Genomic DNA, 26,974 nt, shown 5'->3' on the forward strand with positions numbered 1-26,974 from the left:
TAAATTTTGATATAAATCGGCTACGATAAAATTACCTATTTTTATTAAACGTATACGCAAAAAGGCATTTGACTTTTACAAGGAGGAATTAACTAGTGATCATTGCGATCATCTTTTTATTATTTGTCTCATTTTTCTTTTCGGGAAGTGAAACAGCGCTTACAGCAACCAGTAAAATGAAGCTGCAAACAAGGGCAGCGAATGGCGATACAAAGGCAGAGAAGCTTTTACATTTGGTTTCTAAGCCAAGTGAGTTTATTACATCGATTTTAATTGGGAATAACATTGCCAATATCGTTCTGCCAACGCTGGTAACGACGCTTGCTATTCAATATGGCTTTGACGTGGCAATTGCTACAGCAATATTGACGGTTACCATTATTATTTTCTCAGAGGTGATTCCAAAATCGATTGCTGCAGCATTTCCAGATCGTATCTCCAACATGGTTTTTCCCATCATTCGGGTTGTTATATTCGTCTTAAAGCCAGTTACAATTTTACTTAATGGAATGACAGGGTTTATCACGAGGGTACTCTCGAAGGGGGAAGTCAATGATGCATCCTTCTCTAAAGAGGAATTACGGGCAATGGTTGATATCGCCGACTCTGAGGGGATGTTTCAGCCGGATGAATCCCATCGAATAAAAGGGGTTCTTGATTTTTATAATTTGAATGTAAAAGATGTACTGATGACACCAAGAACGGAAATCGTAGCGTTGCAAAATACGGCAAGTTATGAAGAGGTAAGAGAAGTTGTAATTGAGAATCCCTACACAAGATACCCCATTTATAAAGGAGATATCGATACGATAATTGGTGTTTTCCATTCGAAATACCTGTTATCATGGTCAACAGAACCTGAGATGCCATTGAAGCACTATAGTGATCTAGAGCCACTGGTCGTTTATGAATTTCATTCAATTGAGTGGGTTTTCCGCAAAATGACAAAGGAAAAAAAGCATATTGCAATTGTACTGGATGAATATGGCGGTACGGAAGGGATCCTAACCCACGAGGATATAATTGAAGCGATGATCGGTTTGGAAATTGAAGATGAAATGGACTTAGAAAACAATGCGCTTGTTGAAAAATTAACCGAAACGGAAATTATCTGTGATGGGAAAATTCCATTGTATCGGTTAAATGTAATTTTTGAAACAGACATACCGGAGGAAGAGGATGTTCTTGCTGGCTTTTTACTGAACGAGTTCAACGATTTTCCGGAAAAAGGCGATGTTATTGAAAGAGAAAACCTTACCTTTAAAATTTTGGAGATCGAAAATAGAGCGATTAAATATGTTCAGATTATTAAATAACGAAATTTGTTTGTTTTATGTTTAATGCGATTTTGGGGAGGGAGTTCTTAATATGGAACTATATCATTTGGATTACACATCACCAATTGGAATTATCGAAATTACAGGGACAGAGGAAGGGATTTATTCTATTCTCTTTGTAGAACGGGAGAGAATAGAGAACGTGGCGGGGGATGGGGTTCCAAAGGTAATGCAAGACTGTATGGAACAGCTGGATGCGTATTTTAAAGGGCTGCGACAAGAGTTTTCATTTCCCTATATTATAGATGGCACGGAATTTCAAAAGTCTGTTTGGAACGCATTAACGACCATTCCGTACGCTAAAACAGGTTCTTATAAGGATATTGCCGTCTCTATTGGCAATGAGAAGGCAATCCGAGCAGTTGGAAGTGCAAATGGAAGGAATAAGCTGAGCATTGTTATTCCTTGCCATCGAATTATCGGCTCGAACGGGAAACTAACAGGCTATGCAGGTGGCTTATGGAGAAAGGAATGGCTGCTTGAGCATGAAAGAACTTGTTTTAACTCAGTGAATGGCTAAGGTTAGCCATTCCTTTTTTGCAGTTTTATGGATGTGAAAGAAATTGTCGCAGAAATAGTATAAAGAAAAATGGAACAGCTCTAATTTCAATCGCGTTGACAAAAGTAGTGACAAACGATAAAATGACTGATAGTCAGTCATGAAGAGTTGTTTATATAGCTTGTAAGGAGGCTGTTACATGGATAATAAAAAGGAAAGGATTATACATGCTGCAATTGAGGTTTTTCAGGAGAAGGGAATTGAGAAAACGAAAGTATCTGATATTGTAAAAGGTGCTGGAATTGCGCAAGGGACGTTTTATTTGTACTTTTCCTCAAAGCTTTCGGTTATGCCCGCAATAGCTGAGGTTATGGTAGAAAAAATAATAGAAGAAATGAAGGGGCATATAAATGAAAAACGTCCATTTGATAAGCAGCTTGAACAGGTTGTTGATGTTGTATTTGATATTACGAAATCCTATCGTTCCATATTCGCCATGGTATATGCGGGAATAGCTTCCAGTGAGTATTTGCAGCAATGGGAAAAGATTTATCAACCATACTACGAATGGATGGGCGCCTTTTTTAAACAACCAAAGGCTAAAGAGGTTCTGAGAGAAGATCTATCTATTGAGCCAAGTGTAAAGCTAGTAATTGGTTTAATTGAATCTGCTGCAGAGCAAGTTTATTTATATGATCAGATAAGTAGGGAAGAAGCTGTTGAGAAGAAACAGGAAGTAATAGAGTTTATGAGGCATGCACTATATAAAAAATCATGAAAACCTAAGATTTAAGGTTTTCGTATTTAATAATGACTGACAGTCATTCATTTATATGTTTATTATTTATTTGGAGGTTTTATGATGAATAAAGCATGGATTTATGTCGTGCTGACAAGCTTGTTTGAACTAATTTGGATTTATGGTTTTAATACAGCTGCAGAATGGTGGCATTGGGCACTTATCATTACTGCTATTTTATTAGATTTGCATTTCTTATCCAAAGCATGTGAAGGGCTGCCAACTGGTACGGTATATGCAATATTCGCTGCTGCTGGAACAGTAGGAACTGCACTTATGGATGTCTATCTATTTGGTGGAAGTCTAAGCTTCGGTAAATTAGCTTTTATGGCATTACTTGTTGCAGGTGTCATTGGATTAAAATTGTTTGATAGTCCGTTAACTACAGAAAAAAAGGGGGAAGCTAGCTGATGGGCTGGTTATTGATAGCTGGAGCAGCTGTATTTGAGATGATAGGTGTGTTGGGCTTGCGATTATACAGTGAAAAGAAACGATTCCGTAATGGTTTTATTTATTTAGGCGGATTGGGTATGAGTCTTATGCTGTTGTATGCATCTTTTGAGTATTTACTTGTGAGTGTAGCCTACTCCGTTTTTATAGGGATTGGAACTGCTGGTGCTGTTTTATTGAATATGCTGTTTTTTGGAGAATCAAAAAGCATACCACGGATTATCAGCTTAATTGCTATTGTAATTGGTGTTACGGGTTTAAAAGCATTGTCTTGATCAGAATAAAATAAACTGTTTGTCTCTTTTTATTCCCAAAAACTGCTTATAAACAAAGTGATCAGACGAATATTACTAAAATACACAAAGAATGAAGTATATTCTTTCGCAGCTCTTTCCATTTTGCAGTATAATTAAGAAAGAATATTTTTGAGGATGGAGGTGTAGGTAAATGAAGTCAATAATGGTTGAGCAATTAGTACGTGAGTTTTCATTGGAGGTGCTGGCTGGGGAAGGTGAACTGGATCGGTCTATTACTAGGTTACGAACCCACCGTCCGGGTCTGGAATTTATCGGTTACTTTGACTTTTTTCCAATGGAACGGGTTCAAATCCTCGGCCAAAAGGAGATTACATATTTACACCAGCTAAGTGATTCAGAACGGCAATTGCGGATCGGGAATGTGGTTAACTACCATCCACCATGTTTTATCGTTACCGCTGGACAGGAAGGGTTGACCTACTTAAAGCAATATTGCACGAAAGAAAAAATACCATTATTACGAACACATGAAACTACGACAGATTTCATTGCCAAAATGGATGCTTACTTGACCAAGTCATTGGCTCCAGAAATTGCCTTGCACGGTGTTTGCCTAAACGTGTTTGGGATTGGAATTTTGCTGCGCGGTGAATCTGGTGTTGGAAAAAGTGAGACAGCACATACACTTATTGGTAGAGGGCATCGGCTGGTCGCAGATGATATTGTGGTATTAAAAAAGCTTAGCCATAAGACAATCCTTGGTACGCATGACGAGAACAACAAAGAATTTCTTGCGTTAAGAAGTGTGGGCTTATTAAATGTTGTTCGTGTGTACGGAAGAAAATCCTTTCAAGAAGAAACAAGGATTGCTTTAGATATCGAACTAACGAAATGGAAGGAAAATGCGCTTAATAATGAGCTGGAGCTGGAAACGAGATTTACTGATTATATGGGTGTGCCAATTCCGCATATTCAAATTCAGCTTCAGCCCGGGAGAGATGTAGCTGGATTAATCGAGGCAGCTGCAAATAATTGGTATTTGAAGCAGCAAGGCTATAGTGCTGCAGAGGATTTTATGAATCGGATTGAGAATGATAATGGGAATAATCGCTAGGGAGCATTGCGTAATTAGTGATGCTTCAGATATTTAAAACACAGGATCCATAGTTTGGTCCTGTGTTTTTTTTATCTACGTAATTAAATTCTGTTTTCGCTTAAGACCGCCAATGATCAGTGTGAGTAACGTAATTCCGATTAAAAGGAGAAATTCTGACTGACCATGTAATTCCAGGAAATTACTAACCCGCCTTTCCTTTAGCATCATTTTGCCTGCAGTCCAGGCAAGCAGTGCAGCGCCCATATAAATGATGACCGGGTATTTCTGTATCAGTTTTAAAATAAATTCACTTGCGGTCAGGATTATTGGAATACTAAGGATAATACCTGCAATGACAAGGATTAGATCGCTGTCGGCAACCGCGGCAACAGCTAGTACATTATCCAGGCTCATAATAACGTCGGCAAAGATAATGATTGTCACGGCCTCTCTTAATGATTCACCACTTTTTATCTGATCATTTTCGTGCTTGTCTACTAGTAATTTATAGGCCACATATAAAAGCAATATGCCGCCAATCAATTGAATAAAAGGCAATTGCAGGAGATTAATCATTAGAAAAACAAATAAAATTCTTAGTGCAATTGCGCCGAATGTCCCCCATCTAATAGATCTTTTTTGTAAATGCGCTGGCAAATTCCTGCTTGCCATCGCAATTACGATCGCATTATCGCCGCTCAGTAAAATATTAATAAGCAGAATTTTCAACATTGGCTCCAGCAGTTCCAAAAAATAAATCCCCCTTACTTATCTTTGTTCTGGCTGTTCAACAGGCTTGTCCAGCTAACTGATAATCCGCCCTAAAACCTCATGAACCATTAAGATATGCCGAAACATTAACAATTTTCAACGTTAAACGCTTATACCGTCTCATCATTATCTTTATGATAAATAAAGTGCTTAAAGAACTGTTATTTATTATGCCGTAAATAGAGATACTAGTTAAAGGGAAGTTAATGGCTTGAATAAGTAAGGTTGTCTAGGTTTGCAGACCTGTTTTGTGAATCTGCTAGGGATAAAGTAGCTTTTTAGTGAAGAAGGCTATTCTAGTTCGTTTTTTACTGTATAATTAAAATATTCAAAAATAAAGGATGTGGATGAATTGATGAAGTCAAAAGCCTTTAGGAGAAGGTTGTTGCTTTTCTTTTTGATTGTAATTGTTGCTATGGTTCCATTTTTAAATCAAGAAAAGCCTTTGTTTATACAAGCATCCGATGAGCGAACAGAAACGCGGTATGACGAGGACATGTCCTTAACGGAAAAAATGGAAGTAATCTTAGCAAATGAACGTTTGGATGGAGCAGTTACGGGGATTACAGTGAGACATGCTGCCACAGGGGAAATATTATTTGCTGAGAATGGAGATATTCGCCTTCATCCGGCATCCAACATGAAGCTGCTTACTGCCGCTGCTGCATTGGAAACGCTGGGAGCGGATTATCAATTTCGAACAGAGGTGTTAACAGATGGCAGGCGGACGGGAGCAGTTCTGAAAGGCAATTTGTACTTGAAAGGGAAAGGGGATCCAACATTGCTGAAAGCGGATTTGGATCAATTTGCGAAGGATTTAAAAGCGCAAGGAATTCGCAATATAAAAGGTAATTTAGTTGGGGATGATTCATGGTATGATGATGTTCGACTATCACAGGATTTAAATTGGTCGGACGAGCCTTTTTATACGGGAGCTCAAGTCTCTGCATTAACGCTTTCTCCAAATGAAGATTATGATGCAGGTACCGTGATTGTTGAGGTTACTCCAGCCAAGAAAGCGAAAGGGAAAGCATCGGTGAACGTAAGTCCGAAAAACGACTATGTAAAAATAGTAAATCGTACGAAGATGGTGTCAGCTGGAGAACCAAAGCAGATTAAAATTGAACGTGAGCATGGGTCGAATCGCATTATCGTGGAAGGAAACATGCCTGTAGACGGAACACTGTCACGTTCTTGGGCAGCGGTTTGGGAACCTACTGGGTATGCGTTAGAGGTGTTTCGTTCTGCTTTAAATGAACAAGGAATCAAATTTATTGGCAAATCGAAGGAGAAGTTTGAAGCGGCCCCTAAGAATGCCCAAGTACTTGCGGCAAAGGATTCAATGCCGCTTTCTGAATTGCTTATTCCATTTATGAAATTAAGTAATAATGGCCATGGCGAAGTTTTAACAAAAGAGATGGGCAAGGTTGTACATGGAGAAGGCAGCTGGGATAAGGGGCTTGAGGTGATGGAGGATGTGGCTGCAGAACTTGGCGTGAACCAAGATACAATTTTACTTCGTGACGGTTCGGGAATGTCACATAAAAACCTCATCCCATCAAATGATTTAACAGAGCTCTTGTTCATGGCTCGGGATAAAAGCTGGTTTCCGGCATTTTACGATTCCCTTCCAGTCGCAGGGATATCCGAAAGGCTCGTTGGTGGTACATTGCGCAATCGAATGACGACAGAACCTGCCAAAGGAAATGTAACAGCAAAAACTGGCTCAATAACAGGTGTGTCCACATTATCTGGTTACGTAACTAGTATGGACGGGGAAGAACTGATTTTTTCCATTTTGATTAATAACTACTTAGGTTCGAGTGGAAATATGCAAGCGATCGAGAATGAGATTGCGACGATGCTTGCTGAACATGAACTTCAGGAATAATATATAAAGTCTGTTCCACGCAATCTTAGAGGAACAGACTTTATTATTCTTAGCTATTAAATGCTTTTGATCTTCTTTTTCATCCGCTCCCTGGCAGAAAGACCTTAAGGATTTACCGGGATATGCTTCATTGCTTTCCCAAGTCCATATGCTGGCATATCTCTGTAAATAGATTCAAAATTCGTTTCCATTACTTCATATGTTTCATGATAAACGCCGACTGCTTGATTATTTTTAACCTTATTATTGAAATCCTTCCATACTTTTAGATGTTTCTCTCTTTTGCGTAAGCTAGTAAATCTTCAGTTGAACGCCAGTATAATATTTCGACAATGGTATGCCGGGATCGGAACTATATTACCTGCGAAACAAATCATAAAAAACCCTTCACTGCGTATGCAATGAAGGGTTTAATAAGTTACGCAATATAATCCCGGCGGTCGACCCGAGTATTTTCTTGTTTAATATAATAGCGACCTTTCGTGGTAATTGCGATTACTACCGTTAAAATAGCGGCGAGAATCGCGGCGAAAAATGCAGCTGTGCTTTGCAGGAACGTACCTAAGTAGCCTAAGGCAGCGATTGTCCCTAAACCACTTGCAATAATCAATGATCCTACACCAACAGGATTCCATTTATGCAAGTTCTCTTGTCTTGCCTCATAGTAGCCTGGGCCAATTTTCAAGATGCGCTTTACAATAACGGCATCTGTAACTAAAATAGCAGCCCACGTTAAGAGGAAGACACCTTGGAAGGTCATTACTGCTTCAAGATGATTCACAATGCCCCCAAGCATTAATACCATGGAAGCTATGCCGGTTACAACAACCCAGAAACGGCGACCTGGCGTAAATCTGAAAATGTTTTCAAAGAAATTTGAAAGCGACAAGGATCCACTATATATGTTCGTAATGTTAATTCGTACTTGTGTAAGTATCGTGAATAAAGCACCCCAAATACCAAGTAGCAATACGATATAAACACCTGGATTAGGTTCACCTAGACGAACACCAAACCAGATCCCAAGTCCGCCCATTACTCCAAAACAAAAAATCTGAGGGATAAATCCGATGGCAAATATTCCGAGTTTCATATCTTTAGGCTTCAAGAAACGTGCATAATCAGAAGCAAGTAATGGGGTTAGTCCCATAATACCGTGTTGCATGCCGATACATAGTAATAATGCTGTTCCACCAACTTGAACGCCCTCAGGCATATAAGACCAGAAAGTTCCTTCGTACAAGGAAGGTGTACGTGCAGCCATTACAATTGCTGCTGCAAGAAAAATAAAGAAAATTGGCAGTGACCATTTTTGCAGCTTGTCTAATTGCTTGATTCCAAACCAGTTTAAGGGGATAACAATGGAACCAAAGACTACGATTAATACCCACTCTGGGATAGCAGGCAAGAATGCGTGGACTGCAGCGACTAAAATCATGCCTTCTAGTGCGCAGTACATAATAAAATTAGTGGCGTAAATTAATGAGGTTAAAGAGGCGCCGATATAGCCAAACCCACCACCTCTGGATAGTAAATTTACGTTCATTCCCGATTTAGCGGATAAATATGCAATGAACGTTCCCAAAATTCCAGCGACAATGATTGCATAAATTGCGGATATAATTGCGTTAACTGCACCAAATTGAAGTGCCATGACACTTCCCATTTGGAAATAGAAGATTGCTGTTGCAATCCCAAAGGTGATATTTGTAATACTTAACCATCCCATATTCCTTTTCTCACGAGGTACTCGATCTAATGAGTAATCATCACTTTTATTATCCTCGACTTTGTGATCTGTAATATTAACAGATCTCATACATATCATCTCCTTTTCTATTTGTGAATTATTTCACAAATTGTATTCGTAAAATTAGAGCCTTGTATAAAAAACAGCCATAAATGATTATAACATTTTTCAACCAAAAAAGCAAAATTCCCGGACGTATCGTGCGCCAATATAGAAAAATGGCATTAAAATACGTCTTTTAAATTTAAAAAACCTAACTTTTTTAGAAAAATATTATGGATAAACGGAAATTAGTAAAATTATGCTATATTGTAATATAGTAAAAATGAATGCTTATTTGATTGGGAGAGCGCAGGGGATTGCGTTTTGACAATGGGGCTTAACAAGCTCTGGAATAAAAATTGAATCTAAAAAAGACGATGGATCTAATCTCCATCGCCTTACTTCTATCGAATCCTTGCAATAATCCCAGCTTCATCATCAAGTTCCAGCTTAATGCCGGCAAATGGATCCTCGTTTAAAAACTCATCAAGCCATAGACGTAATGCTTCGATGATATTTCCTGTAACCAAAACCTGCTTCCGCCCAGTGACGAATGCTTCAGCAGAAAAGCCTGTATCATCGTCATACATCAGTTCGACTTCCACTTCCTCGGGCTTCACCTGCTTTTTACGAGCAGTATACACACAGATTGCATTAATAATATCTTGTTCTGAAAGAATTAGCTTCTCCATAGGTTTCTTTCCTCATCTTTTTTCTTCGTGAAGAAGGTAAAGATTTTACGGACTATCGCAAAGAGAATAACAATTGCTAGAATGTTTACAGCAAATCCTAACAGAGAACCTAACATGCCCAAGTTGCCTAATAAGCCACCAAACAGCAGCCCAGCTAGTCCTCCTAGCATAAGGCCTTTCATAAGACCGCCAGACATCAATCCGCCGTTCTTATTTGTATTGGCTTTTGATTTACTGGAATTGTTCTTATTGTTTTGGAAAAGGGAGTTGTTGTTCGTGTTGCTTTTGTTTGAATTGAAATTGAAGCCTTTCTTTCCTGATTTATAGGATTTTGCTTCAACCGTAATGGTGTGATCTTGAAAAATAGCGTTCCCAATTGGGGAAAACAGAAGTGTAGCTGTAATCAAAGCTGTTAAAATCTTCTTCATTTCATTAATCTCCTTCATAAATTGTATCATAGACTATTATACTATAATTTGTTGGCTGGGACGATTTTAAATGCGATTCCATCATTGTTATGGAATGAGGAATGTAGTATTCGCTTTTCGAATGGGGGAGTCGAAGATACATTATTGCTTGTTTATTAGAGAGTGAAAAGCGTTGTAAGTTTATGTAAAGCTGTAAACCTATTGAAGAGGTAATAGAAAGGGCTGCTATGTTTCATAGCAGCCCAAGCATTACATTATTATTTACTTACTCATGGTGGCAGCTTGCACCAGTTTCCGCTGAAGGACGCGGTAAATCCAATGCTGGGTTGCCATCAAAGAAACCATGAGGTTTTAATTGGAACCCGATGTGGTGTACCGGCATTACTGGCCAGTCCTCTGGACGTACAATATGATGCACGCTCATATTATACCAAACAACAATATCTTCATTTTCAATATTGCGGTTCGCTTTCACCCAATGTCCCAGGGAATCTTTTTCTTCACCTGTACTTTGGTTCGGATATTTCCCAGAAGCATAGATTTGATCCCGGTCATATTTTGTAACATGCAAGTGATTTTTAATATAACCCACACGTTTCATTACACTTGATTCCTCGTTAAGATATGGAAGAGCGTTTTCTCCAGGTATTAGAGAATAACCTACTGGCTGACCAACATAGTTTTTAGAGTTCGGATTATAAACTCTCCAAGCTCTTGATGTTTCTAGGTTCATGTTTCGTTTTGCTTCTAATTCTGTCTGGAATGTATTCGTTTCATGATGGAAAGCATTTAATCTTGGATTGTTTTCTGGATCAGGCTTCGATGCAACCGTGTTCCATTCTTCAATAGAGTTATGTTGACCATCTACGTTCATATCAATACGATAGTTAAAGATGTGCTGATGAATTGGTGCAGCAATTTGCGGTGCAACCTCTGTTCCATATCTCGTTGTTTTGCCTTCTTCAATAGCACCAACGTTTAATACACCTGTCAATTTAGCTTCGTGTTCAATTCTTCCATCTGTATAGAAATACCAGAAGAAGCCATAATCATAGTTTGCTACTGTAGTGAAGAAGGAAACTACTAGTCGACGTGAACGACGTACTTCTACATCTTCTGTTCTCCAATCCGTATGTTTCCATGCAATTCCATGATCTTCTTCATGAATACAAATCGCATTTGGAATTTTGTGGATTCCGCCTTGACTAGTTGCCATTACAGCATCTAAATATTGAATCTCACCTAGGCAGTCACATCCTCGAGTTAACGAGTTTGCTAACTGACCGATACCATATTCACCTGCATCAAAAGCACATTGCCAGTTATGAGCTGGATTTGTATCCCCATAAGGAACAGTCATTTCTGACATTGCAGCACGATAAAGTACTGGTCTCTTTTTACCTTTGTCATAATAATCGACTGTATTAAGTACTAATCCTTCTCTAGCTGTATAACCAACCCGAATATCCCACTTTTGCCATTTAATGTTGTGGCCGTTAATTTCAAAGCTAGGTCCTTCTGGTTGCGTAATAACTAAAGGCTTTAAATCTGTTCGCACTTCAATGTTTTCATCTTGTTCAGGTTTATATGCTGCTGCTGTAGGAGCAATTGGTTTTACTCCGTGGTCTTCAATTCGTACAATTTCCATTTTTGCTAGATCAACTACAGGTAATAATCCTGTAAGTGGGTAAGCATAAGCGTTATCACCAGGGAACTTTCTTACAAAGCATAGTGCTTTTGCAAGTCTTTTTCCTTTGTCTTCTGGTATTCCAGTGTCACCAACAGACCATGGATCAACCATTACTAAATCTGGATTATCAATGCCTCGTTTTTTTAGGGCTGCATGAAACTCAGGGCTCTTTTTCACCGTTTCTTCAAGTTCTGTATATTCTTCGAAAAGAAATGATGGTTGAACACCTGGAATATGCTGCCAAGATAAAACTTCTTCATTTGTAATAGAGATTACTGCTTCATACGTTTTAGCATCTGTAGTGTCTACTACAATTGCAAAGGCTTCACGTTGAATCGGGTCACCTTCTTTAAAGTTTAATACAACTTTTTTAGGAGGCTCATTTAAACCAACTTGTTCGAATCTTGAAGCTGGTGACAAATTCTTTTTTTCTTTTAGGATAGCAACCGCTTTCAAAATCTCTTCTTCTCTTAGTGGCTCAAGTGGATGATCTACTTTTGTTACTACTGATTCCTGCATCGCCATGTTTATATTCCCCTTTTCTTTAGAAAGTTTGAAAAACTAATTTAAAAATATGTTTAAAACATTTATCTGCTTGTCTTTCCTAATAATACATGGGTACAACCTATGAAGCTTATGGAATAATGTAATAATTGCCATGATGTAACTTCGGTTCGGTAAAATAAATGGTTGAGTTAGACTATCTATTCACCACTCTCCTTTAGGATGCGCCCGTGTTTTTGATGATGCTTTAAGCTGGTGAGTTTAACTATAATGATAAATTTGCGGAAAGCCGCTGTAACTAATCTTAAAGAAATACAGCTATTGTACATACCATTGTATAGTTTTTGAATACCAACTAAGCAAGCATTCACCATGTTCAGAATGTCTGTCTAAGGACGTATTTAACTCTGAAGGTGGGCTTTCTTTTATTACTGGCGCAAGTTAAATGTTAAAAAATAATCATAATTGCAATTTTGTATAATTTTATGTTAATTGCAAGTTAGCTTAATACTAGCTTAATAATTTGCGGTGTTATTGTAAAAAACGGAACAATCTCAGAATTTTAAAGATAGACAAATTGGGGGTGGTGGTGGAGAGAATCAATCAGATTATGATTTGATTGTTCAAGCTTTAACAAGCACTGTTTCTACTATATAAATATGAGATGCATTATTTTCTATTCGAGATTAAAGGACTTACTTTTTTCCTTTGTCATTTCATTTCGTTTTTAATAGTATATTTGAATACACTATATGAAAAAAAAGTGCATACTTACAAAAGAACGTTTTACACAGTATACTTATTTATAAACTGAATGTAGGAGGGATTATATGAATGTTTCGAATCTGGAAGATAGCGCTTTCAAAAATTCGAAGAACCCTGTAATTTATGTAGTCTCTGATATGTATGGAGATATGGCTGAAAATATCGTTAAATCCATAACGAGTCAGTTAAACATAAACTCTGTAGAAATAAGAAAGGTGACGTTTAAAGGGAATCACAAAACAATTATAGAAGTTATTTCAGAAGCGAAACAACAGCAGGCGATAATCGCATTTACGCTTGTTAAAACTAAGTTAAGAGAAAGCTTAATGCAAACAGCAACAGAGGAAAATGTAATTGCTATCGATTTAGCAGGCCCATTGTTTATCAAAATACAGCAACTATTGAGCCAGACACCTAGTTCCAACCAAATGAGTGATGAATATTACCGTAAGATTAAAGCAATAGACTTCACTATACAATATGATGATGGAAAAGATCCAAAGGGAATTCTGGAAGCGGATATCGTTCTTCTAGGAGTTTCCAGAACATCAAAAACCCCTCTGTCTCAATATTTAGCTTATCGGGGACTCAAGGTGGTTAATGTTCCTCTATTACCAGAAGTCGACCCGCCAAAAGAGCTTTTTTTAGTACCAGCAAGTAAATGTGTTGGCCTATCCATCAAATCTGAAACTTTGATTAAGTTCCGAAAAGAAAGATTAAAGTCATTAGGGCTCAGCGCTGATGGGACTTATGCAAGTACTGAGAGGATAGAAAAGGAATTGGATTATTTTGAAGAAGTTGTGAAACGGATTGGATGCCCTGTAGTAGATGTTTCAGACCAAGCGATAGAAGAGTCTGGTGATTTAATTTTTGATATGTTTCACGGGAAGGGTTCTAAATAGAAGAACCATGCAATTAAGTGTAAGTGATTAAAAATTTGTGTTTGCACTAATAACAGTAATCTGTCTTTTAGTATACTTTTTGGTACTATGTAATATTAAAGACCGTACTTGTTATTAACTAATATATTGATGATAATATTAGTATCGGTAGTCAAACATAGGTATGTCACTAATTTTAATATGGAAGGGGTTGTGTAAATGGAAAAATTCAAGGAGACAAAAGGAATAGGGGTAAGCGGTACAGGAAGAATTGGCCGTCTGTTAATTCGAAAAATAGTATCCAGTGAATATAGTAAACTCGATTTAACAGCTATTAATTCAATTTATCCTATTGAAACAGTAGCACATTTATTAAAGTATGATACTGTTCATGGGACATGGGACGCCGATATTTCAGTACAAGGAGAAGAACTTATCATTAATGGACATCACATTCAGGTAGTTAATGAACGTGATCCGGGAAATATCCCTTGGAAGCAGATGAATGTTGGTATTGTGATAGACGCTACTGGAAAATTTAATAATCGCGAAGGCGCAGAAAAACATAAAGCGTCTGGAGCATCCCAAGTTATTGTTACGGCACCTGGAACAGATATGGACTTAACAGTAGTTATGGGAGTAAATGATCATCTTTTAGATGTTTCCAAACACACTATTTTATCAGCAGCTTCATGTACCACTAATTGTGTTGCTCCTGTCTTAAGTGTTTTGGATCAGGCTTTTAAAGTTCAAAGAGGTTGGATGACAACAGTTCATGCCTATACTTCAGACCAAAAACATTTGGATAATCCGCATAAGGATTTACGAAGAGCCCGTTCATGTACCCAATCTATCGTTCCGACTACAACCGGGGTAGGGAAAGCACTTATTGATGTACTTCCGCATCTCTCTTCCAGTATTGAAGGGATTTCAATTCGTGTCCCAACACAAGATGTTTCGTTAATTGATCTCACCGTTCAAGTACAACAAGAAGTAAAGTTAGAAGAAGTGAAATCGCTGTTTAGAGGAATACAGTCAGAAGCATTATCGAAATATGTTGGCTATTCGGAAGAACCATTAGTATCTGCCGATTATATTGGTTCCGAAAAATCTGCAGTTGTAGATGGACTTTCGATAATGACAGCTGAAAATCAGATTAAAATATTAGCTTGGTATGATAATGAATGGGCATATGCATGCAGAGTTGCTGATTTAGCTCAAGCAGTAAACGAAAGGTCGTTTTCTTTCGCATAGTATTTGAATTGCAAAGCTAATTTTTGTCGCATCATTTAAGAATGAGGCATGTTTAATTATTTGCAGCCCCTTATTTCTGAACATTTCAATTAGGTGGTATATTTATAACTGTGGCTCAAAAATCAGGTATTAATTGTATTTAAATATATTAAAAAATAAAAGGGAGAGAATATGATGGCATTAGTTTCAATGAAAGAAATGTTAATCGACGCAAAGGACAATGGGTATGCAGTAGGTCAATTTAATATTAATAATCTCGAATTTACACAGGCAATTTTGCAAGCGGCTGAAGAAGAAAAATCTCCAGTAATTCTTGGTGTTTCTGCAGGTGCTGGTAAGTATATGAGTGGTTTTAAGTTTATAGGAAAGATGGTTCGAGCATTAATGGAAGAGCTTGAGATAACTGTACCGGTTGCTATTCATCTTGACCATGGGGCAAGCCTGGAAGAGTGTGTGCAAGCAATCCATGCTGGTTTTACGTCTGTAATGATCGATGGTTCCCACCTTCCGCTTGAGGAAAATATTGCGCTCACTAAACGTGTGGTTGAGGTAGCACATGCTGTTGGTATTTCGGTAGAAGCAGAACTTGGCCGTGTTGGCGCTCAGGATAGTGGTGTTATTACAAATCCGGAAGAAGCTTATGCAATTCCTGCTGAATGTGAACAGCTTGTAAGAGAAACAGGCGTAGATTGTTTTGCTCCTGCACTGGGATCTGTTCACGGACCATATAAAGGAAAACCGAATCTTGACTTTGACCGGATGTCTCAAGTATTGGATCTGACTGGTGTACCTCTTGTCCTTCATGGTGGTACAGGTATCCCAACTGATGACATTCAAAAGGCCATTTCATTTGGGTCAGCAAAAATTAATGTTAATACAGAAAATCAAATAGCTACGACAAATGCTGTTCGTGAAGTGTTAGAAAGCAAACCAAACCTATATGATCCACGTAAATATCTTGGACCTGCACGTGAAGCGATTAAAGAAACAGTTAAAGGGAAAATGCGTGAGTTTGGATCTTCCAATAAAGCTAGTAATATTAAAGAAAAGGTGAGCGTATTATGATTGAACAAAAGGTAAATATTGAACAACTTTCAATTAATACCATTCGGACATTATCAATTGATGCAATTGAAAATGTTGGATCTGGACATCCAGGGCTCCCAATGGGTGCAGCCCCAATGGCTTATACACTTTGGACAAAATTAATGAATCATAATCCAAGTAATCCAAATTGGTTTAACCGTGATCGATTCACTTTGTCTGCAGGTCATGGGTCGATGTTATTATACAGCTTATTGCATTTGACTGGCTATGATCTATCATTAGAAGATCTAAAAAACTTCCGTCAATGGGGAAGTAAAACACCTGGACATCCAGAATATGGCCATACACCAGGTGTTGAGGCTACAACGGGTCCATTAGGACAGGGAATTGGAATGGCAGTTGGAATGGCAATGGCTGAAAGACATTTAGCTTCTACCTATAATCGAGATAATTTTAATATTATTGATCACTACACATACACTCTTTGTGGTGATGGGGATCTTATGGAAGGCGTATCAGCAGAAGCAGTTTCACTTGCTGGACATCTTAAATTAGGTCGTTTAATTGTACTATATGATTCAAACGATATCTCACTTGATGGGGATCTTGATAAATCATTTAGTGATAATACTGCTGGTCGATTTGAATCATACGGATGGCAAGTTTTACGGGTAGAAGATGGAAATGATATCAAAGCCGTTGAACAGGCACTGGAAGAAGCAAGAGAAAACAAAGACCAACCAACATTGATTGAAGTGAAGACAGTAATAGGTTATGGTTCTCCGAACAAAGGCGGTAAATCTGCTTCACATGGTGCACCACTTGGAAAAGACGAAATAAAACTAGTAAAACAAAATTACGGATGGGAATATGATGAAGAATTTTATATTCCAAATGAAGTAAAAGCGCATTTTTCAGAGCTAAAAGAAGCAGGAGAACAAAAAGAACAAAACTGGAATGAATTATTTGAACAATACCAAAAATCATATCCAGCATTAGCAAAAGAATTGGCGCAATCCATTAATGGCGAGCTTCCAGAAGGATGGGATAAAGATATACCCCAGTTTGAAGTAGGGAAAGATACTTTAGCTACCCGTGCCTCTAGTGGAAAAGCATTAAATGCTTTGGCGAAAAATATACCGCAATTATTTGGCGGATCGGCTGATTTATCCTCTTCTAATAATACATTTTTAGCTGGAGAGGCAGATTTTAATCCTGAAGATTATTCCGGGCGAAATATCTGGTTTGGAGTTCGTGAATTTGGAATGGGTACGGCACTCAATGGAATGGCTCTTCATGGCGGATTAAAAGTATTTGGAGCTACATTCTTTGTTTTCTCTGACTATTTACGTCCGGCAATTCGTTTATCAGCATTAATGCAAGTACCTGTAACTTATGTGTTTACGCATGATAGTATCGCTGTTGGTGAAGATGGTCCAACACATGAGCCGGTTGAGCATTTGGCAGCATTGCGTGCAATGCCAGGAATTTCAACCATCCGTCCGGCTGACGCAAATGAGACTTTGTCAGCCTGGAAATTGGCGTTAGAAAGTAAAGCCCAGCCAACGGCCCTTGTGTTGACACGCCAAGGCTTGCCAACACTTATTGATTCAGACAAAGCATATGATGGTGTTAGCAAAGGGGCATACGTAATTTCCGAAGCAAAAGGTAATATTACTGGTTTATTATTAGCTTCTGGATCTGAAGTATCTTTAGCCATCGAAGCGCAGAAGAAGCTTGAAGAAGAGGGAGTTTTTGTTTCAGTTGTCAGTATGCCAAGCTGGGACCGCTTCGAAAAGCAATCTGATGCCTATAAAGAAAGTGTAATACCTAGTAAGGTAAAAGTTCGTCTTGGAATTGAAATGGGCTCTTCCCTGGGATGGGGCAAATACATTCACGAAAAAGGCGATGTGCTGAGCGTTGATACATTTGGGGCATCTGCACCAGGCGGTAAAGTACTTGAAGAGTATGGATTTACTGTTGAAAATGTAGTATCCCAATTTAAAAAGCTGCTTTAAGATAGGAACGAATAGGGGTCGTTAAGACTAAAAAATGTAGGTAGCTTTCAACTATTGAAGCTACCTACATTTATATTGATTTAGCAGGAGGATGAGTATGAAAGTTGCAATTGCGTCAGATCATGGTGGTATGAACATTCGTAATGAAATAATTTCGTTATTGAAAGAAATGAATATTGAATTTGAGGATTTAGGGTGTGAATGTACGAATTCTGTTGACTATCCAGACTATGCTTTTCCTGTGGCCAGTAAAGTAGCAAGTGGGGAAGTAGATCGCGGTATTTTAATTTGTGGTACAGGTATCGGTATGAGTATTGCAGCAAACAAAGTAAAAGGGATTCGTTGTGCGCTTGTACATGATACATTTAGTGCCAGGGCAACGAGAGAGCATAATGATACGAATATATTAGCGATGGGAGAAAGAGTGATTGGTCCAGGATTAGCACGTGATATTGCGAAAATATGGTTAAACACAGACTTTGAACATGGACGGCATGAAAATCGGGTGAATAAAATAAAAGCATATGAAGTGACCTCTTCTTAATAAGAATTAGGATTTTTACTTTATGGTTGCTATAAAAAACGAGATTTCATTTGCATCTGTACAATCAAATTAAAAACAGCCTCCTTTCTATTGAAAGGAGGCTGTTTTTAATCATTGTAACAATAGATTTTACAATTTCGAAGCCAAAGTCCTTATTCATCTTATGATTCATAAAACATCCTATATTTCATCCGTGAAAAATATATTCTCTTTTTTTCTAGCTTTCTCTAAGGCTTTTACTATATGACCACTGCGATTTAATAACACATCATGGTATTTTATATCATTTTCTTCAATCATCTTTACAAAACTCTCGAACTCATATACCATATCTAATTCAGTTCCGGTTTGTCTAAGGAGCTCTGTTTCCTTTGTTTTTCGATCATAAAAGTGGAGTGTAGTGATTGGAGCAAGATGGTCCATTGTTAACGTACCATCTTCTCCATGGATTTCAGATGGAATGGTACCTTGTGCTATTTTTGAACACATAATGGTAACGTTAAAATCGGAGTACATCACAATCAAAGTTCCGCTTCCATCTATTCCATTTGCTAGCTTTACTGGAAAGTAAGCAATATCGATTGGTTCTCCAAATAAATCAATTGCCATACTCAGCGGATATATACCTAAATCCATTAATGCTCCACCGGCAAATTCCTTAGAAAAGATATTTGGAATGTTGCCCTTTTTGAACTCATCATACCGTGAAGAGTATTGCACGTACTGTAACATAACGCTTCTAATTTGCCCCGCCTTTGATAATGCTGCTTTTAGTGTATAGTAATTGGGGGTAAATAAATGCCGGAGTCCTTCAAAGATAAATACTCCTTTATTGCTTGCTTGCTCTTTCAATGCTTGCCATTGTTGTTCAGTATAGACCAGTGGTTTCTCGCAAAATACATGCTTTCCTTGGGCGATGCTTTTTCGTATATGCTCATAATGTAAAGTGTTTGGAGATGCTATATAGATAAAATCAATTGGTTCCTGCAGCATCTCATCAATATCGGTGAACCATTTCACTGCCCCGTTATCTTCAGCAAACTGTTTTGCCTTTTGGGGTGATCTGGAATAGACAGCGTGAAGATGTGCTCTGCCAGATGCATTCGCAGCTTCAATGAATCTTTGTGTAATCCAGCTAGTTCCGATTGTGGAAAAATACATTTTTATCATCCTTTTACTTCTAGTGATTACAGTAGAAATAAGGTGGTATAAATAAATCTGTAATATATAGCATTTTATAGTTAATTATTAAATCAACAGAATATATCCAGCCATTAATTGAAATATCGAAGCGGTATATTATAATTACTAGGAATTATATTATCACGGTAAATTAATGGATATACTCCGCTTATAATATTCTGACCAATCAAAATAGATTTTATCTGTCTAATATTCGGTCTTCTAAACTGGTAAATATAGAATGTGCAAGTTTCCGGTTACTCTTTATGATAAGACTCAATGAATTGTAGTTTATTATTATTTTCTCCAGTTGCCAGGAAAGACTGGGTCCTGATTAAACCATTTTCTTGCTTTCGAACACCTTTCAAAATATGCTCATCAGAAATTGCTGTTGCAACAAAGAGACATTGATCAGATTTAACAATTTCATCTAAAGTTAAGACTTTTTCAGGATCAGGTAATCCCATTTTTATACAGCGGTCAATTTCTGCTTGATTTTGAGGAGCTAGTTTACCCTGAAAGTCGCCACCTAGACATTTTAATGCAGTTGCGGTGATTACCCCCTCTGGTGCTCCACCTGTACCTACTAGTATATCTACATCAATACCTTCAATGGCTGTAGTTATTGCACTCGTAATATCTCCATCAGTAAACAGCTTAACACTAGCACCTAAATCAAGTACTTCCTTAATGAAGTGTTCGTGCCGCGGTCTGTCCTGGATTATTACTGTTAATTCTTTTACATCTTTGCCGAGAGCACGAGCGACGGAATACATATTTTCTGTTAAGGATGCTTCAATATTGATCGCTCCTTTTGCTTTTGGTCCGACAGCTAATTTTTTCATATACATGTCTGGAGCGTGCAGCAAGCTTCCTCCAATAGCTGCCGCAATAACAGCGATTGAGTTATTTTTACCTTTGGATAAAGCGGTAGTCCCATCTACGGGGTCAACTGCTATATCTATTTCTGGTCCTAGCCCTGTCCCGAGCTTTTCGCCGATGTAAAGCATGGGGGCTTCATCCATCTCACCTTCACCAATAACAATTGAAGCTCTCATGTTAATAAGGTTTAACCGATTTCGCATGGCTTCTGTTCCAGCGTCATCAGCTTGAATTTTATTTCCTTTCCCTTTCCACGGAAAAGCAGCAATAGCAGCCTGCTGCACCACGTCGAGAAAATCCAGGGCCAGCAATTTAACGTCTTGTTTACTAATTACATTGGTTTTTAATTCACTCATTAGAATCCTCCTATGCTTTTTATTTCGTCGCGATCTGTACAATATTAATTATAACCTGTACGTTCCAAACTTATAAGTATGCACTTTAATAACATATAGTGCCGAAATAGATACTATTGGAAGAAATCGTACGGTTTGTAGAAAAGAACCGACTTCCTTTAATCCTGGAAATCGGCTCCTCGAGATAAGCCTGATTCATATAAGCTTCTTACTATTATATTGATAGACTCCTTGCTAAATGGTAGATAGATAGGTCAATACTATGTTTTTCCTCAGCTGCCTCTTCAAAAGATGTATAAATGAGTTTGCCGTTTTTAAACCCAACCATTACACCATTTTTGCCTTCTATTAATAAATCTGCAGCTTTTGCTCCCATCTGACTGCTTATCATTCTATCAAAGGCACTTGGCGCGCCACCTCGCTGGAGATGGCCGAGAATTGAAACCTTTGTGTCATATCCAGTTTCCTTTTTAATCAATTCTCCTATTTCTATACCTTTGCCGACGCCTTCTGCAACAACAATGATACTATGCATCTTACCGCGCAATTCTCCTTGTTTTACTCGTTCAATCACGTCCGTCGGATCGTAACCAACCTCTGGGATAATAATCGATTCTGCTCCCGTACACATCCCGGCCCAAAGGGCGATATCTCCTGCATCGCGTCCCATAACTTCAATAACGTAGGTACGTTCATGAGATACCGCTGTGTCACGAATCTTATCAATTGCTTCAACTGCTGTGTTTACAGCTGTATCAAATCCAATCGAGTATTCCGTTCCAGCAATATCATTGTCAATAGTTCCAGGTATGCCGATTGTCGGTAATCCATGATCGTTTAGTATCTTGGCAGCTTTAAACGAACCATCCCCGCCAATAATAATCAGACCATCAATACTATTTTCATTTAATTGATTTAATGCTTGCTGCTGTCCCTCAGCTGTCTTGAATTCCTCACAGCGTGTGCTCTGTAACATAGTTCCGCCTCGATGAATAATGTCACCGACACTTCCAAGATCCATGGGAATAAAATCTCCGCGTATTAATCCCTTCATACCATTTTGAACACCATAAACCTCCAGTCCCTTGAAAAGGACTCTGCGAACAACCGCGCGAATAGCGGTATTCATGCCCGGAGCATCACCACCACTAGTTAATACAGCAATCTTTTTCATTTTCATTTCCTCCATAATAGTAATGTCATATCTGCAATTGTTATATCAACCAAAAGGTAAAAGTCTAAGACGATATTTGATTGTGAATTAGCTATACCATATTGTAAATTACAGGAAGTTTCTATAAGGGATTATAATTTATATTCCTACCGGATAATTGTAAAAGGTATTCCACTGCATGAGAAAATCCATCTTCATCATTTTTTCCCGTTACAAAATCCGCTTTCCGCTGAATATGAGAGGGAGCATTACCCATAGCAATTGAAGTAGTCGCTACTTCGAATTGTGTAAGATCGTTATCTCCGTCACCAATTGCATAAATTTCATCAAATGATAGATCCATTATTTGTTGATAACGTAATAATGCTTTTCCTTTTTGTGCTTCCTTTGACGTGATTTCCACATTGTTAGGAAAGGAAGAAGCTATTGAAATATCTGGTATAGCACCGAGTACTTCCTTTACCTTTTCAATTTTATCCAGTTGACTATAGTGTGCGAAGGCGATCAGTTTATAGATTTTAAGATTGTATCTGTTTAGAATCGCACTATAATCACATTCTCGAAATAAAGAATCGATTTCTTCTTTGCTTTTTTGGTGTAAGGTTGGCAAAGAAGCTGGGAAGTTTCCGTGATTCGTATACACAAGAACTTCAACACCGACTTTTTTCAGTAAGGGAAATATCATTTTATAAATCGAAACAGGTATGGTAGCTTCATACAAAACCTCACCGGATTTAGAGTATAAAACAGAACCATTCATACAGAAAATTGGAAAGTCCCTGTTTTCTAATTCCTTAAATTTAATGACATCCTTATAAGCACGGCCTGTATTAATAATAACTTCATATTCTTCCTTTTGTAATTGGTTTAAAGCTATGTTACTTTTCTCGGTTATTTCATGGTGGGAATTTAATAAGGTGCCATCTAAATCAATTGAAAAGCATTTCATTTTTCTCCCCCCTTATTATTTAAGGCTTCCTCTTATAAAATTATCGTGATTAGAACCAGTTTGTATGGAATGTACCTTCTTTGTCTTTGCGCTCATACGTATGGGCACCAAAGTAGTCACGCTGAGCTTGAATTAAGTTTGCTGGCAGGTCTGCTGTACGATAGCTGTCATAGTAAGCAACCGCGCTTGAGAAGGTTGGTACAGCAATACCGTTTTGTACTGCTAGTGCAACGACTTCACGCAATGCTGACTGGTAGTTCTCCACAATCTCTTTGAAATAGGGATCCAGCATCAAGTTAGCCAGTTGTGGATCGCGGTCATATGCCTCTTTAATTTTTTGCAGGAAGTTTGCACGGATAATACAGCCACCGCGCCAGATCATCGCAATATCACCATATTGCAGATCCCAGCCATTTTCCTCAGAAGCTGCACGCATTTGGGCAAATCCTTGAGCATAAGAAACAATCTTACTCATGTACAATGCTTTACGAACCGCTTCGATAAGCTCTTCACGGCTGCCTTCATGCTTTTGTATGCTTGGACCAGAAAGTTCTCCACTTGCTTTCACACGTTCGTCTTTTAAGGATGAAATAAAGCGAGCAAATACAGATTCTGTTATAAGTGGCAGTGGAACACCAAGATCTAAAGCATTCTTACTTGTCCATTTACCTGTTCCTTTTTGACCTGCTTTATCCATGATGACTTCTACTAAAGGCTTTCCTGTTTCATCGTCTGTTTTTGTAAAGATATCTGCAGTAATCTCAATTAGGTAGCTGTCAAGCTCACCTTTATTCCACTCGGTAAATACTTCATGCAGCTCCTGTGCTTCCATGCCGAGTACGTTTTTTAAAATATCATATGCTTCTGCGATTAATTGCATATCACCGTATTCAATGCCGTTGTGCACCATTTTCACAAAGTGCCCAGCACCATTTGGTCCGATATAGGTCACACATGGATCACCATCCACTTTTGCAGAAATCGCTTCAAAGATAGGTGCAACAAGCTCATAAGCTTCCTTCTGTCCACCAGGCATCATGGAAGGTCCGTTAAGTGCTCCTTCTTCTCCGCCGGAAACTCCTGTTCCGATAAAGTGAATGCCTGTTTCATCAAGCATTTTATTGCGGCGCATCGTATCCTCAAACAAGGTGTTTCCGCCATCGATCAGGATATCGCCTTTTTCCAGATAAGGCTGTAAAGATTCAATGGTTGCATCTGTTGCAGCTCCTGCTTTAACCATCAATAGAATTTTACGAGGCTTTTCTAAAGAATTCACAAACTCTTCAATGGTTTTCGCACCAACAAAATTCTTTCCTTGCGCTTCATTAGCCAGGAAGTCCTCTGTCTTTTCATAAGAACGGTTGAATACTGCTACAGAGTTTCCTCTGCTTTCAATATTTAATGCTAAATTTTTCCCCATTACCGCTAAACCGATAACACCAATTTCCTGCTTATTCATTAATAACTCATCCCTTCAATTTATGAAAAATTCTTATTCGTTTTCCTTTTTGGTCTAGATTCTAATGATGATTCAACACATAAAGAACTAAATCTACCACCATTTAAATCCATCGTCTTTCAATAATTGGTCAGCAGCCTCAGGCCCCATGGAACCTGAAGGATATAAGTGTAAAGGTAGATTATCTTCTTCGAATGCTTCCAATATTGGTTGAACCCATTCCCAAGATAATTCGAGTTCTCTCCAATGAGCAAAAAAGGTTTGATCTCCTTGAAAAGCATCAAATAATAATAGTTCATAGGCTTCCGGTATATCTTTTTGGCTTTTGGAAAATTCTACTATAATCGGTTCAATCTCACCATCTTTTAATGGATTTCTGCTATTCAGTCGAAAGAAAACCCCTTCATTCGGACTGATTTCAATGATCAGAATATTAGGGGGTAAATCCTTATTTTGAACATTACAGGCATCTCCATATGGATTTCTGAATTCAATTACAATACGTGTAGACTTTTCCTTCAATCTCTTCCCAGTGCGGATATAGAATGGAACTCCACTCCAAAAAGGATCTTCTAACATAATACGCGCAGCAATAAATGTATCTGTTTTCGAGGCTTCACTAACTCCTTGTTCTTTCGCATATCCTACAACAGGTTTCCCAAGTATTTCTCCATCACTATATTGACCACGTATGACGTCCGAATTTAATCTTTCTTTTTGTATCGACTGAAGCGATTCCATAATCTTGCTTTTCTGTTTACGGATAGTTTTTATACTAGCGTTTTTGGGCAAATATACAGCTGTCATCATTAACATTTGCAGCATATGGTTTTGAACCATATCGCGGATGGCACCTGATTTTTCGTAAAATTCCGCCCTGTTTTCTAAGCCAACTGTTTCACTGGCAGTAATTTGCACATTAGCAATATGCTGTTTATTCCATAATGTTTTGATAACAGGATTGGCAAATTTTAGAGCTTCGAGGTTCTGTACCATAGATTTGCCGAGGTAGTGGTCTATACGATAAATTTCATCTTCTTCAAATGCTACACTTAGTTTCTCGTTTAGCTTTTGGGCGGAAGGTAAGTCCTGCCCGAACGGCTTTTCAATAATTAAGCGTTTCCAACCCTTTGTAGAACCCAATCCACTGCTCTCAATGTTCCTTGTAATGACATCAACAAGGTGGGGTGCTACAGATAAATAAAATAAACGATTTTCCGGAATGTTTAACTTCTCTTCATTTTCTTGAATAAGGTTCAGTAATTTCCCATACTCTTTATCATCATTTACATCTAAAGAGCTGTATTGGAATGATTGAATAAATGCTTCCGTTTTTGGATGATCTGTTGGCGGGCGCCTTGAAAATGTTTCCAGTGATTTTCTTATATGCATTTGGAAAGTGCTATTCGACCATTCTCTTCTGCCCAGACCTATAACAGAGAACGAACTAGGGATTTTTCCTTCTAGGAATAAATTATAAAGGGCAGGATAAACCTTCCTTTTAGCTAAATCACCTGTTGCTCCAAATAAAACTAAAGTTACAGAATCCAAATCTAAGGAATTTAAGGCGCCTAGATTGGTATCTTCCAAGTTGTTTTGTCTTTCGACAGTAATACCATCCATATTAACTCCTCCTTACTATTTATCAATTTGGGTTTAATGACATGGTTAAAAACCTGTTTTCTATATCTTTAGTATAATCTCAATACTCTTTACTTGTAAGTACGCACTTTTTTATTATATAGTATAAAAAATAGCACTATATTATTAATAGTGTAATTTTTAAAATAATTATAAATAACGAGGAGAGGGGTAAGGAAATGAGACCGTTAAGTAACAGGACGTTTAATTGTGGAAAAGAACTTACGCTTGCTATTATCGGTGGAAAATGGAAAATGCTGATTATGTGGCATTTAGGAAAAGAAGGAACCAAGCGATTTGGTGAACTTAAAGCTTTAATTCCTGGAATCACCCAACGTATGCTCGTTAGTCAACTCAGAGAACTAGAAGAAGACCTAATTATTCACCGCGAGGTCTATCCAGTTGTTCCTCCGAAAGTAGAATATTCATTGACTAAAATGGGGGAAAGCCTGATGCCCATACTTGAATCTATGTATGAGTGGGGTAAAGACTACATGGAAAATGTCATAAAAGACGAGGATATTAAAAACATTCAATAATATCTTCCATTATAACGTGTCCGACGGTGACTTATTGAGTCTAAGATTACAGTATAATTTTATACACTATATGAATT

At 38.0% G+C, this 26,974-nt stretch carries 24 protein-coding genes; 13 read left to right on the top strand and 11 right to left on the bottom strand.

The window, feature by feature from the left end; all coding sequences use genetic code 11:
- Positions 1-95: 95 nt before the first annotated feature.
- The 6 genes from NSQ77_RS11565 to hprK all read left to right on the top strand — a co-directional run bounded on the left by NSQ77_RS11565 (position 96) and on the right by hprK (position 4,456).
- Positions 96-1,316 (top strand): CNNM domain-containing protein, encoded by a 1,221-nt coding sequence (locus NSQ77_RS11565; protein WP_339226140.1) that lies wholly within the window; start codon positions 96-98, stop codon positions 1,314-1,316.
- A gap of 52 nt (positions 1,317-1,368) precedes the next feature.
- Positions 1,369-1,857, top strand: a complete 489-nt coding sequence (locus tag NSQ77_RS11570; protein ID WP_339226141.1) for a methylated-DNA--[protein]-cysteine S-methyltransferase — start codon at positions 1,369-1,371, stop codon at positions 1,855-1,857.
- A 178-nt stretch (positions 1,858-2,035) separates the two neighbouring features.
- Positions 2,036-2,614, top strand: a complete 579-nt coding sequence (locus tag NSQ77_RS11575) for a TetR family transcriptional regulator (RefSeq protein ID WP_339226142.1) — start codon at positions 2,036-2,038, stop codon at positions 2,612-2,614.
- Between the two features lie 81 nt (positions 2,615-2,695).
- Entirely contained in the window at positions 2,696-3,046 is a 351-nt protein-coding gene (locus NSQ77_RS11580) for an SMR family transporter (protein ID WP_339226143.1), read from the top strand.
- Complete coding sequence (locus tag NSQ77_RS11585) at positions 3,046-3,360, top strand: SMR family transporter (RefSeq protein ID WP_339226144.1); 315 nt, start codon at positions 3,046-3,048, stop codon at positions 3,358-3,360. The genes NSQ77_RS11580 and NSQ77_RS11585 overlap by 1 nt, the downstream gene beginning before the upstream one ends.
- Positions 3,361-3,532: 172 nt before the next feature.
- Positions 3,533-4,456 (top strand): HPr(Ser) kinase/phosphatase, encoded by a 924-nt coding sequence (gene hprK / locus NSQ77_RS11590; protein WP_339226145.1) that lies wholly within the window; start codon positions 3,533-3,535, stop codon positions 4,454-4,456.
- 75 nt (positions 4,457-4,531) lie between these two features.
- Here the strand turns inward: hprK and NSQ77_RS11595 are convergent, their stop codons facing one another.
- Positions 4,532-5,188, bottom strand: coding sequence for a TerC family protein (locus NSQ77_RS11595; RefSeq protein ID WP_339226146.1), 657 nt, complete (start codon positions 5,186-5,188; stop codon positions 4,532-4,534).
- A 376-nt stretch (positions 5,189-5,564) separates the two neighbouring features.
- On the opposite strand from NSQ77_RS11595, the gene dacB reads away from it, so the two are divergent.
- The gene (gene dacB / locus NSQ77_RS11600; protein ID WP_339230989.1) at positions 5,565-7,100 is read left to right on the top strand and encodes a D-alanyl-D-alanine carboxypeptidase/D-alanyl-D-alanine-endopeptidase; all 1,536 of its coding nucleotides are present in this window, start codon (positions 5,565-5,567) and stop codon (positions 7,098-7,100) included.
- A 418-nt stretch (positions 7,101-7,518) separates the two neighbouring features.
- Here the strand turns inward: dacB and NSQ77_RS11605 are convergent, their stop codons facing one another.
- The 4 genes from NSQ77_RS11605 to NSQ77_RS11620 all read right to left on the bottom strand — a co-directional run bounded on the left by NSQ77_RS11605 (position 7,519) and on the right by NSQ77_RS11620 (position 12,227).
- Positions 7,519-8,919, bottom strand: a complete 1,401-nt coding sequence (locus NSQ77_RS11605; RefSeq protein WP_339226147.1) for a permease — start codon at positions 8,917-8,919, stop codon at positions 7,519-7,521.
- Positions 8,920-9,296: 377 nt separating this feature from the next.
- Positions 9,297-9,584 carry a YxcD family protein gene (locus NSQ77_RS11610; RefSeq protein ID WP_339226148.1) on the bottom strand — a complete coding sequence of 96 codons (288 nt, stop codon included), beginning with the start codon at positions 9,582-9,584 and terminating at the stop codon, positions 9,297-9,299.
- Positions 9,572-10,012 carry a hypothetical protein gene (locus NSQ77_RS11615; RefSeq protein ID WP_339226149.1) on the bottom strand — a complete coding sequence of 147 codons (441 nt, stop codon included), beginning with the start codon at positions 10,010-10,012 and terminating at the stop codon, positions 9,572-9,574. The genes NSQ77_RS11610 and NSQ77_RS11615 overlap by 13 nt, the downstream gene beginning before the upstream one ends.
- Positions 10,013-10,277: 265 nt before the next feature.
- Positions 10,278-12,227 carry a primary-amine oxidase gene (locus NSQ77_RS11620; protein ID WP_339226150.1) on the bottom strand — a complete coding sequence of 650 codons (1,950 nt, stop codon included), beginning with the start codon at positions 12,225-12,227 and terminating at the stop codon, positions 10,278-10,280.
- Positions 12,228-13,036: 809 nt separating this feature from the next.
- Between NSQ77_RS11620 and NSQ77_RS11625 the strand changes: the two genes are divergently transcribed.
- The 5 genes from NSQ77_RS11625 (at position 13,037) to rpiB (ending at position 18,715) form a co-directional block, all read left to right on the top strand.
- Complete coding sequence (locus NSQ77_RS11625) at positions 13,037-13,873, top strand: pyruvate, water dikinase regulatory protein (RefSeq protein WP_339226151.1); 837 nt, start codon at positions 13,037-13,039, stop codon at positions 13,871-13,873.
- Between the two features lie 198 nt (positions 13,874-14,071).
- Positions 14,072-15,106 carry a type I glyceraldehyde-3-phosphate dehydrogenase gene (gap, locus tag NSQ77_RS11630; RefSeq protein ID WP_339226152.1) on the top strand — a complete coding sequence of 345 codons (1,035 nt, stop codon included), beginning with the start codon at positions 14,072-14,074 and terminating at the stop codon, positions 15,104-15,106.
- 174 nt (positions 15,107-15,280) lie between these two features.
- Entirely contained in the window at positions 15,281-16,171 is an 891-nt protein-coding gene (gene fba, locus NSQ77_RS11635; RefSeq protein ID WP_339226153.1) for a class II fructose-1,6-bisphosphate aldolase, read from the top strand.
- On the top strand, positions 16,168-18,171 hold the full coding sequence (gene tkt / locus NSQ77_RS11640) for a transketolase (RefSeq protein ID WP_339226154.1): 2,004 nt from the start codon (positions 16,168-16,170) through the stop codon (positions 18,169-18,171). Before fba ends, tkt begins: the two co-directional genes overlap by 4 nt.
- Positions 18,172-18,268: 97 nt before the next feature.
- The gene (gene rpiB / locus NSQ77_RS11645) at positions 18,269-18,715 is read left to right on the top strand and encodes a ribose 5-phosphate isomerase B (RefSeq protein ID WP_339226155.1); all 447 of its coding nucleotides are present in this window, start codon (positions 18,269-18,271) and stop codon (positions 18,713-18,715) included.
- A 180-nt stretch (positions 18,716-18,895) separates the two neighbouring features.
- Here the strand turns inward: rpiB and NSQ77_RS11650 are convergent, their stop codons facing one another.
- The 6 genes from NSQ77_RS11650 to zwf all read right to left on the bottom strand — a co-directional run bounded on the left by NSQ77_RS11650 (position 18,896) and on the right by zwf (position 26,268).
- Positions 18,896-19,876, bottom strand: coding sequence for a Gfo/Idh/MocA family oxidoreductase (locus NSQ77_RS11650; protein WP_339226156.1), 981 nt, complete (start codon positions 19,874-19,876; stop codon positions 18,896-18,898).
- Positions 19,877-20,154: 278 nt separating this feature from the next.
- Positions 20,155-21,135 carry a class II fructose-bisphosphatase gene (glpX, locus tag NSQ77_RS11655; protein ID WP_339226157.1) on the bottom strand — a complete coding sequence of 327 codons (981 nt, stop codon included), beginning with the start codon at positions 21,133-21,135 and terminating at the stop codon, positions 20,155-20,157.
- A gap of 214 nt (positions 21,136-21,349) precedes the next feature.
- A complete protein-coding gene (gene pfkA / locus NSQ77_RS11660; protein ID WP_339226159.1) occupies positions 21,350-22,309 on the bottom strand; it encodes a 6-phosphofructokinase in 960 nt (319 codons plus the stop codon).
- 121 nt (positions 22,310-22,430) lie between these two features.
- Positions 22,431-23,258 carry an HAD family hydrolase gene (locus NSQ77_RS11665; protein WP_339226160.1) on the bottom strand — a complete coding sequence of 276 codons (828 nt, stop codon included), beginning with the start codon at positions 23,256-23,258 and terminating at the stop codon, positions 22,431-22,433.
- A 49-nt stretch (positions 23,259-23,307) separates the two neighbouring features.
- Positions 23,308-24,717, bottom strand: a complete 1,410-nt coding sequence (gene gndA / locus NSQ77_RS11670) for an NADP-dependent phosphogluconate dehydrogenase (RefSeq protein ID WP_339226161.1) — start codon at positions 24,715-24,717, stop codon at positions 23,308-23,310.
- Positions 24,718-24,810: 93 nt separating this feature from the next.
- Positions 24,811-26,268: a glucose-6-phosphate dehydrogenase gene (gene zwf, locus NSQ77_RS11675; RefSeq protein ID WP_339230992.1), complete on the bottom strand. Its 1,458-nt coding sequence runs from the start codon at positions 26,266-26,268 to the stop codon at positions 24,811-24,813.
- 269 nt (positions 26,269-26,537) lie between these two features.
- Here zwf and NSQ77_RS11680 point away from each other — a divergent pair, with 269 nt between their 5' ends.
- Positions 26,538-26,897 carry a winged helix-turn-helix transcriptional regulator gene (locus NSQ77_RS11680; protein ID WP_339226162.1) on the top strand — a complete coding sequence of 120 codons (360 nt, stop codon included), beginning with the start codon at positions 26,538-26,540 and terminating at the stop codon, positions 26,895-26,897.
- The last annotated feature ends 77 nt before the right edge of the window (positions 26,898-26,974 follow it).

Origin of the sequence: Oceanobacillus sp. FSL K6-2867, assembly GCF_037963145.1 — a bacterium.
In the GTDB taxonomy this organism is placed as follows: Bacteria; Bacillota; Bacilli; order Bacillales; family Amphibacillaceae; genus Oceanobacillus.

Coding starts and splice junctions, on each gene's coding strand:
- NSQ77_RS11665 (WP_339226160.1), bottom strand. CDS start 23,258: ATGAAATGCTTTTCAATTGATTTAGATGGCACCTTATTAAATTCCCAC.
- NSQ77_RS11570 (WP_339226141.1), top strand. CDS start 1,369: ATGGAACTATATCATTTGGATTACACATCACCAATTGGAATTATCGAA.
- gndA (WP_339226161.1), bottom strand. CDS start 24,717: ATGAATAAGCAGGAAATTGGTGTTATCGGTTTAGCGGTAATGGGGAAA.
- rpiB (WP_339226155.1), top strand. CDS start 18,269: ATGAAAGTTGCAATTGCGTCAGATCATGGTGGTATGAACATTCGTAAT.
- NSQ77_RS11580 (WP_339226143.1), top strand. CDS start 2,696: ATGATGAATAAAGCATGGATTTATGTCGTGCTGACAAGCTTGTTTGAA.
- NSQ77_RS11620 (WP_339226150.1), bottom strand. CDS start 12,227: ATGGCGATGCAGGAATCAGTAGTAACAAAAGTAGATCATCCACTTGAG.
- NSQ77_RS11575 (WP_339226142.1), top strand. CDS start 2,036: ATGGATAATAAAAAGGAAAGGATTATACATGCTGCAATTGAGGTTTTT.
- NSQ77_RS11585 (WP_339226144.1), top strand. CDS start 3,046: ATGGGCTGGTTATTGATAGCTGGAGCAGCTGTATTTGAGATGATAGGT.
- NSQ77_RS11615 (WP_339226149.1), bottom strand. CDS start 10,012: ATGAAGAAGATTTTAACAGCTTTGATTACAGCTACACTTCTGTTTTCC.
- glpX (WP_339226157.1), bottom strand. CDS start 21,135: ATGAGTGAATTAAAAACCAATGTAATTAGTAAACAAGACGTTAAATTG.
- NSQ77_RS11625 (WP_339226151.1), top strand. CDS start 13,037: ATGAATGTTTCGAATCTGGAAGATAGCGCTTTCAAAAATTCGAAGAAC.
- fba (WP_339226153.1), top strand. CDS start 15,281: ATGGCATTAGTTTCAATGAAAGAAATGTTAATCGACGCAAAGGACAAT.
- NSQ77_RS11605 (WP_339226147.1), bottom strand. CDS start 8,919: ATGAGATCTGTTAATATTACAGATCACAAAGTCGAGGATAATAAAAGT.
- NSQ77_RS11650 (WP_339226156.1), bottom strand. CDS start 19,876: ATGTATTTTTCCACAATCGGAACTAGCTGGATTACACAAAGATTCATT.
- dacB (WP_339230989.1), top strand. CDS start 5,565: ATGAAGTCAAAAGCCTTTAGGAGAAGGTTGTTGCTTTTCTTTTTGATT.
- NSQ77_RS11680 (WP_339226162.1), top strand. CDS start 26,538: ATGAGACCGTTAAGTAACAGGACGTTTAATTGTGGAAAAGAACTTACG.
- tkt (WP_339226154.1), top strand. CDS start 16,168: ATGATTGAACAAAAGGTAAATATTGAACAACTTTCAATTAATACCATT.
- gap (WP_339226152.1), top strand. CDS start 14,072: ATGGAAAAATTCAAGGAGACAAAAGGAATAGGGGTAAGCGGTACAGGA.
- hprK (WP_339226145.1), top strand. CDS start 3,533: ATGAAGTCAATAATGGTTGAGCAATTAGTACGTGAGTTTTCATTGGAG.
- NSQ77_RS11610 (WP_339226148.1), bottom strand. CDS start 9,584: ATGGAGAAGCTAATTCTTTCAGAACAAGATATTATTAATGCAATCTGT.
- pfkA (WP_339226159.1), bottom strand. CDS start 22,309: ATGAAAAAGATTGCTGTATTAACTAGTGGTGGTGATGCTCCGGGCATG.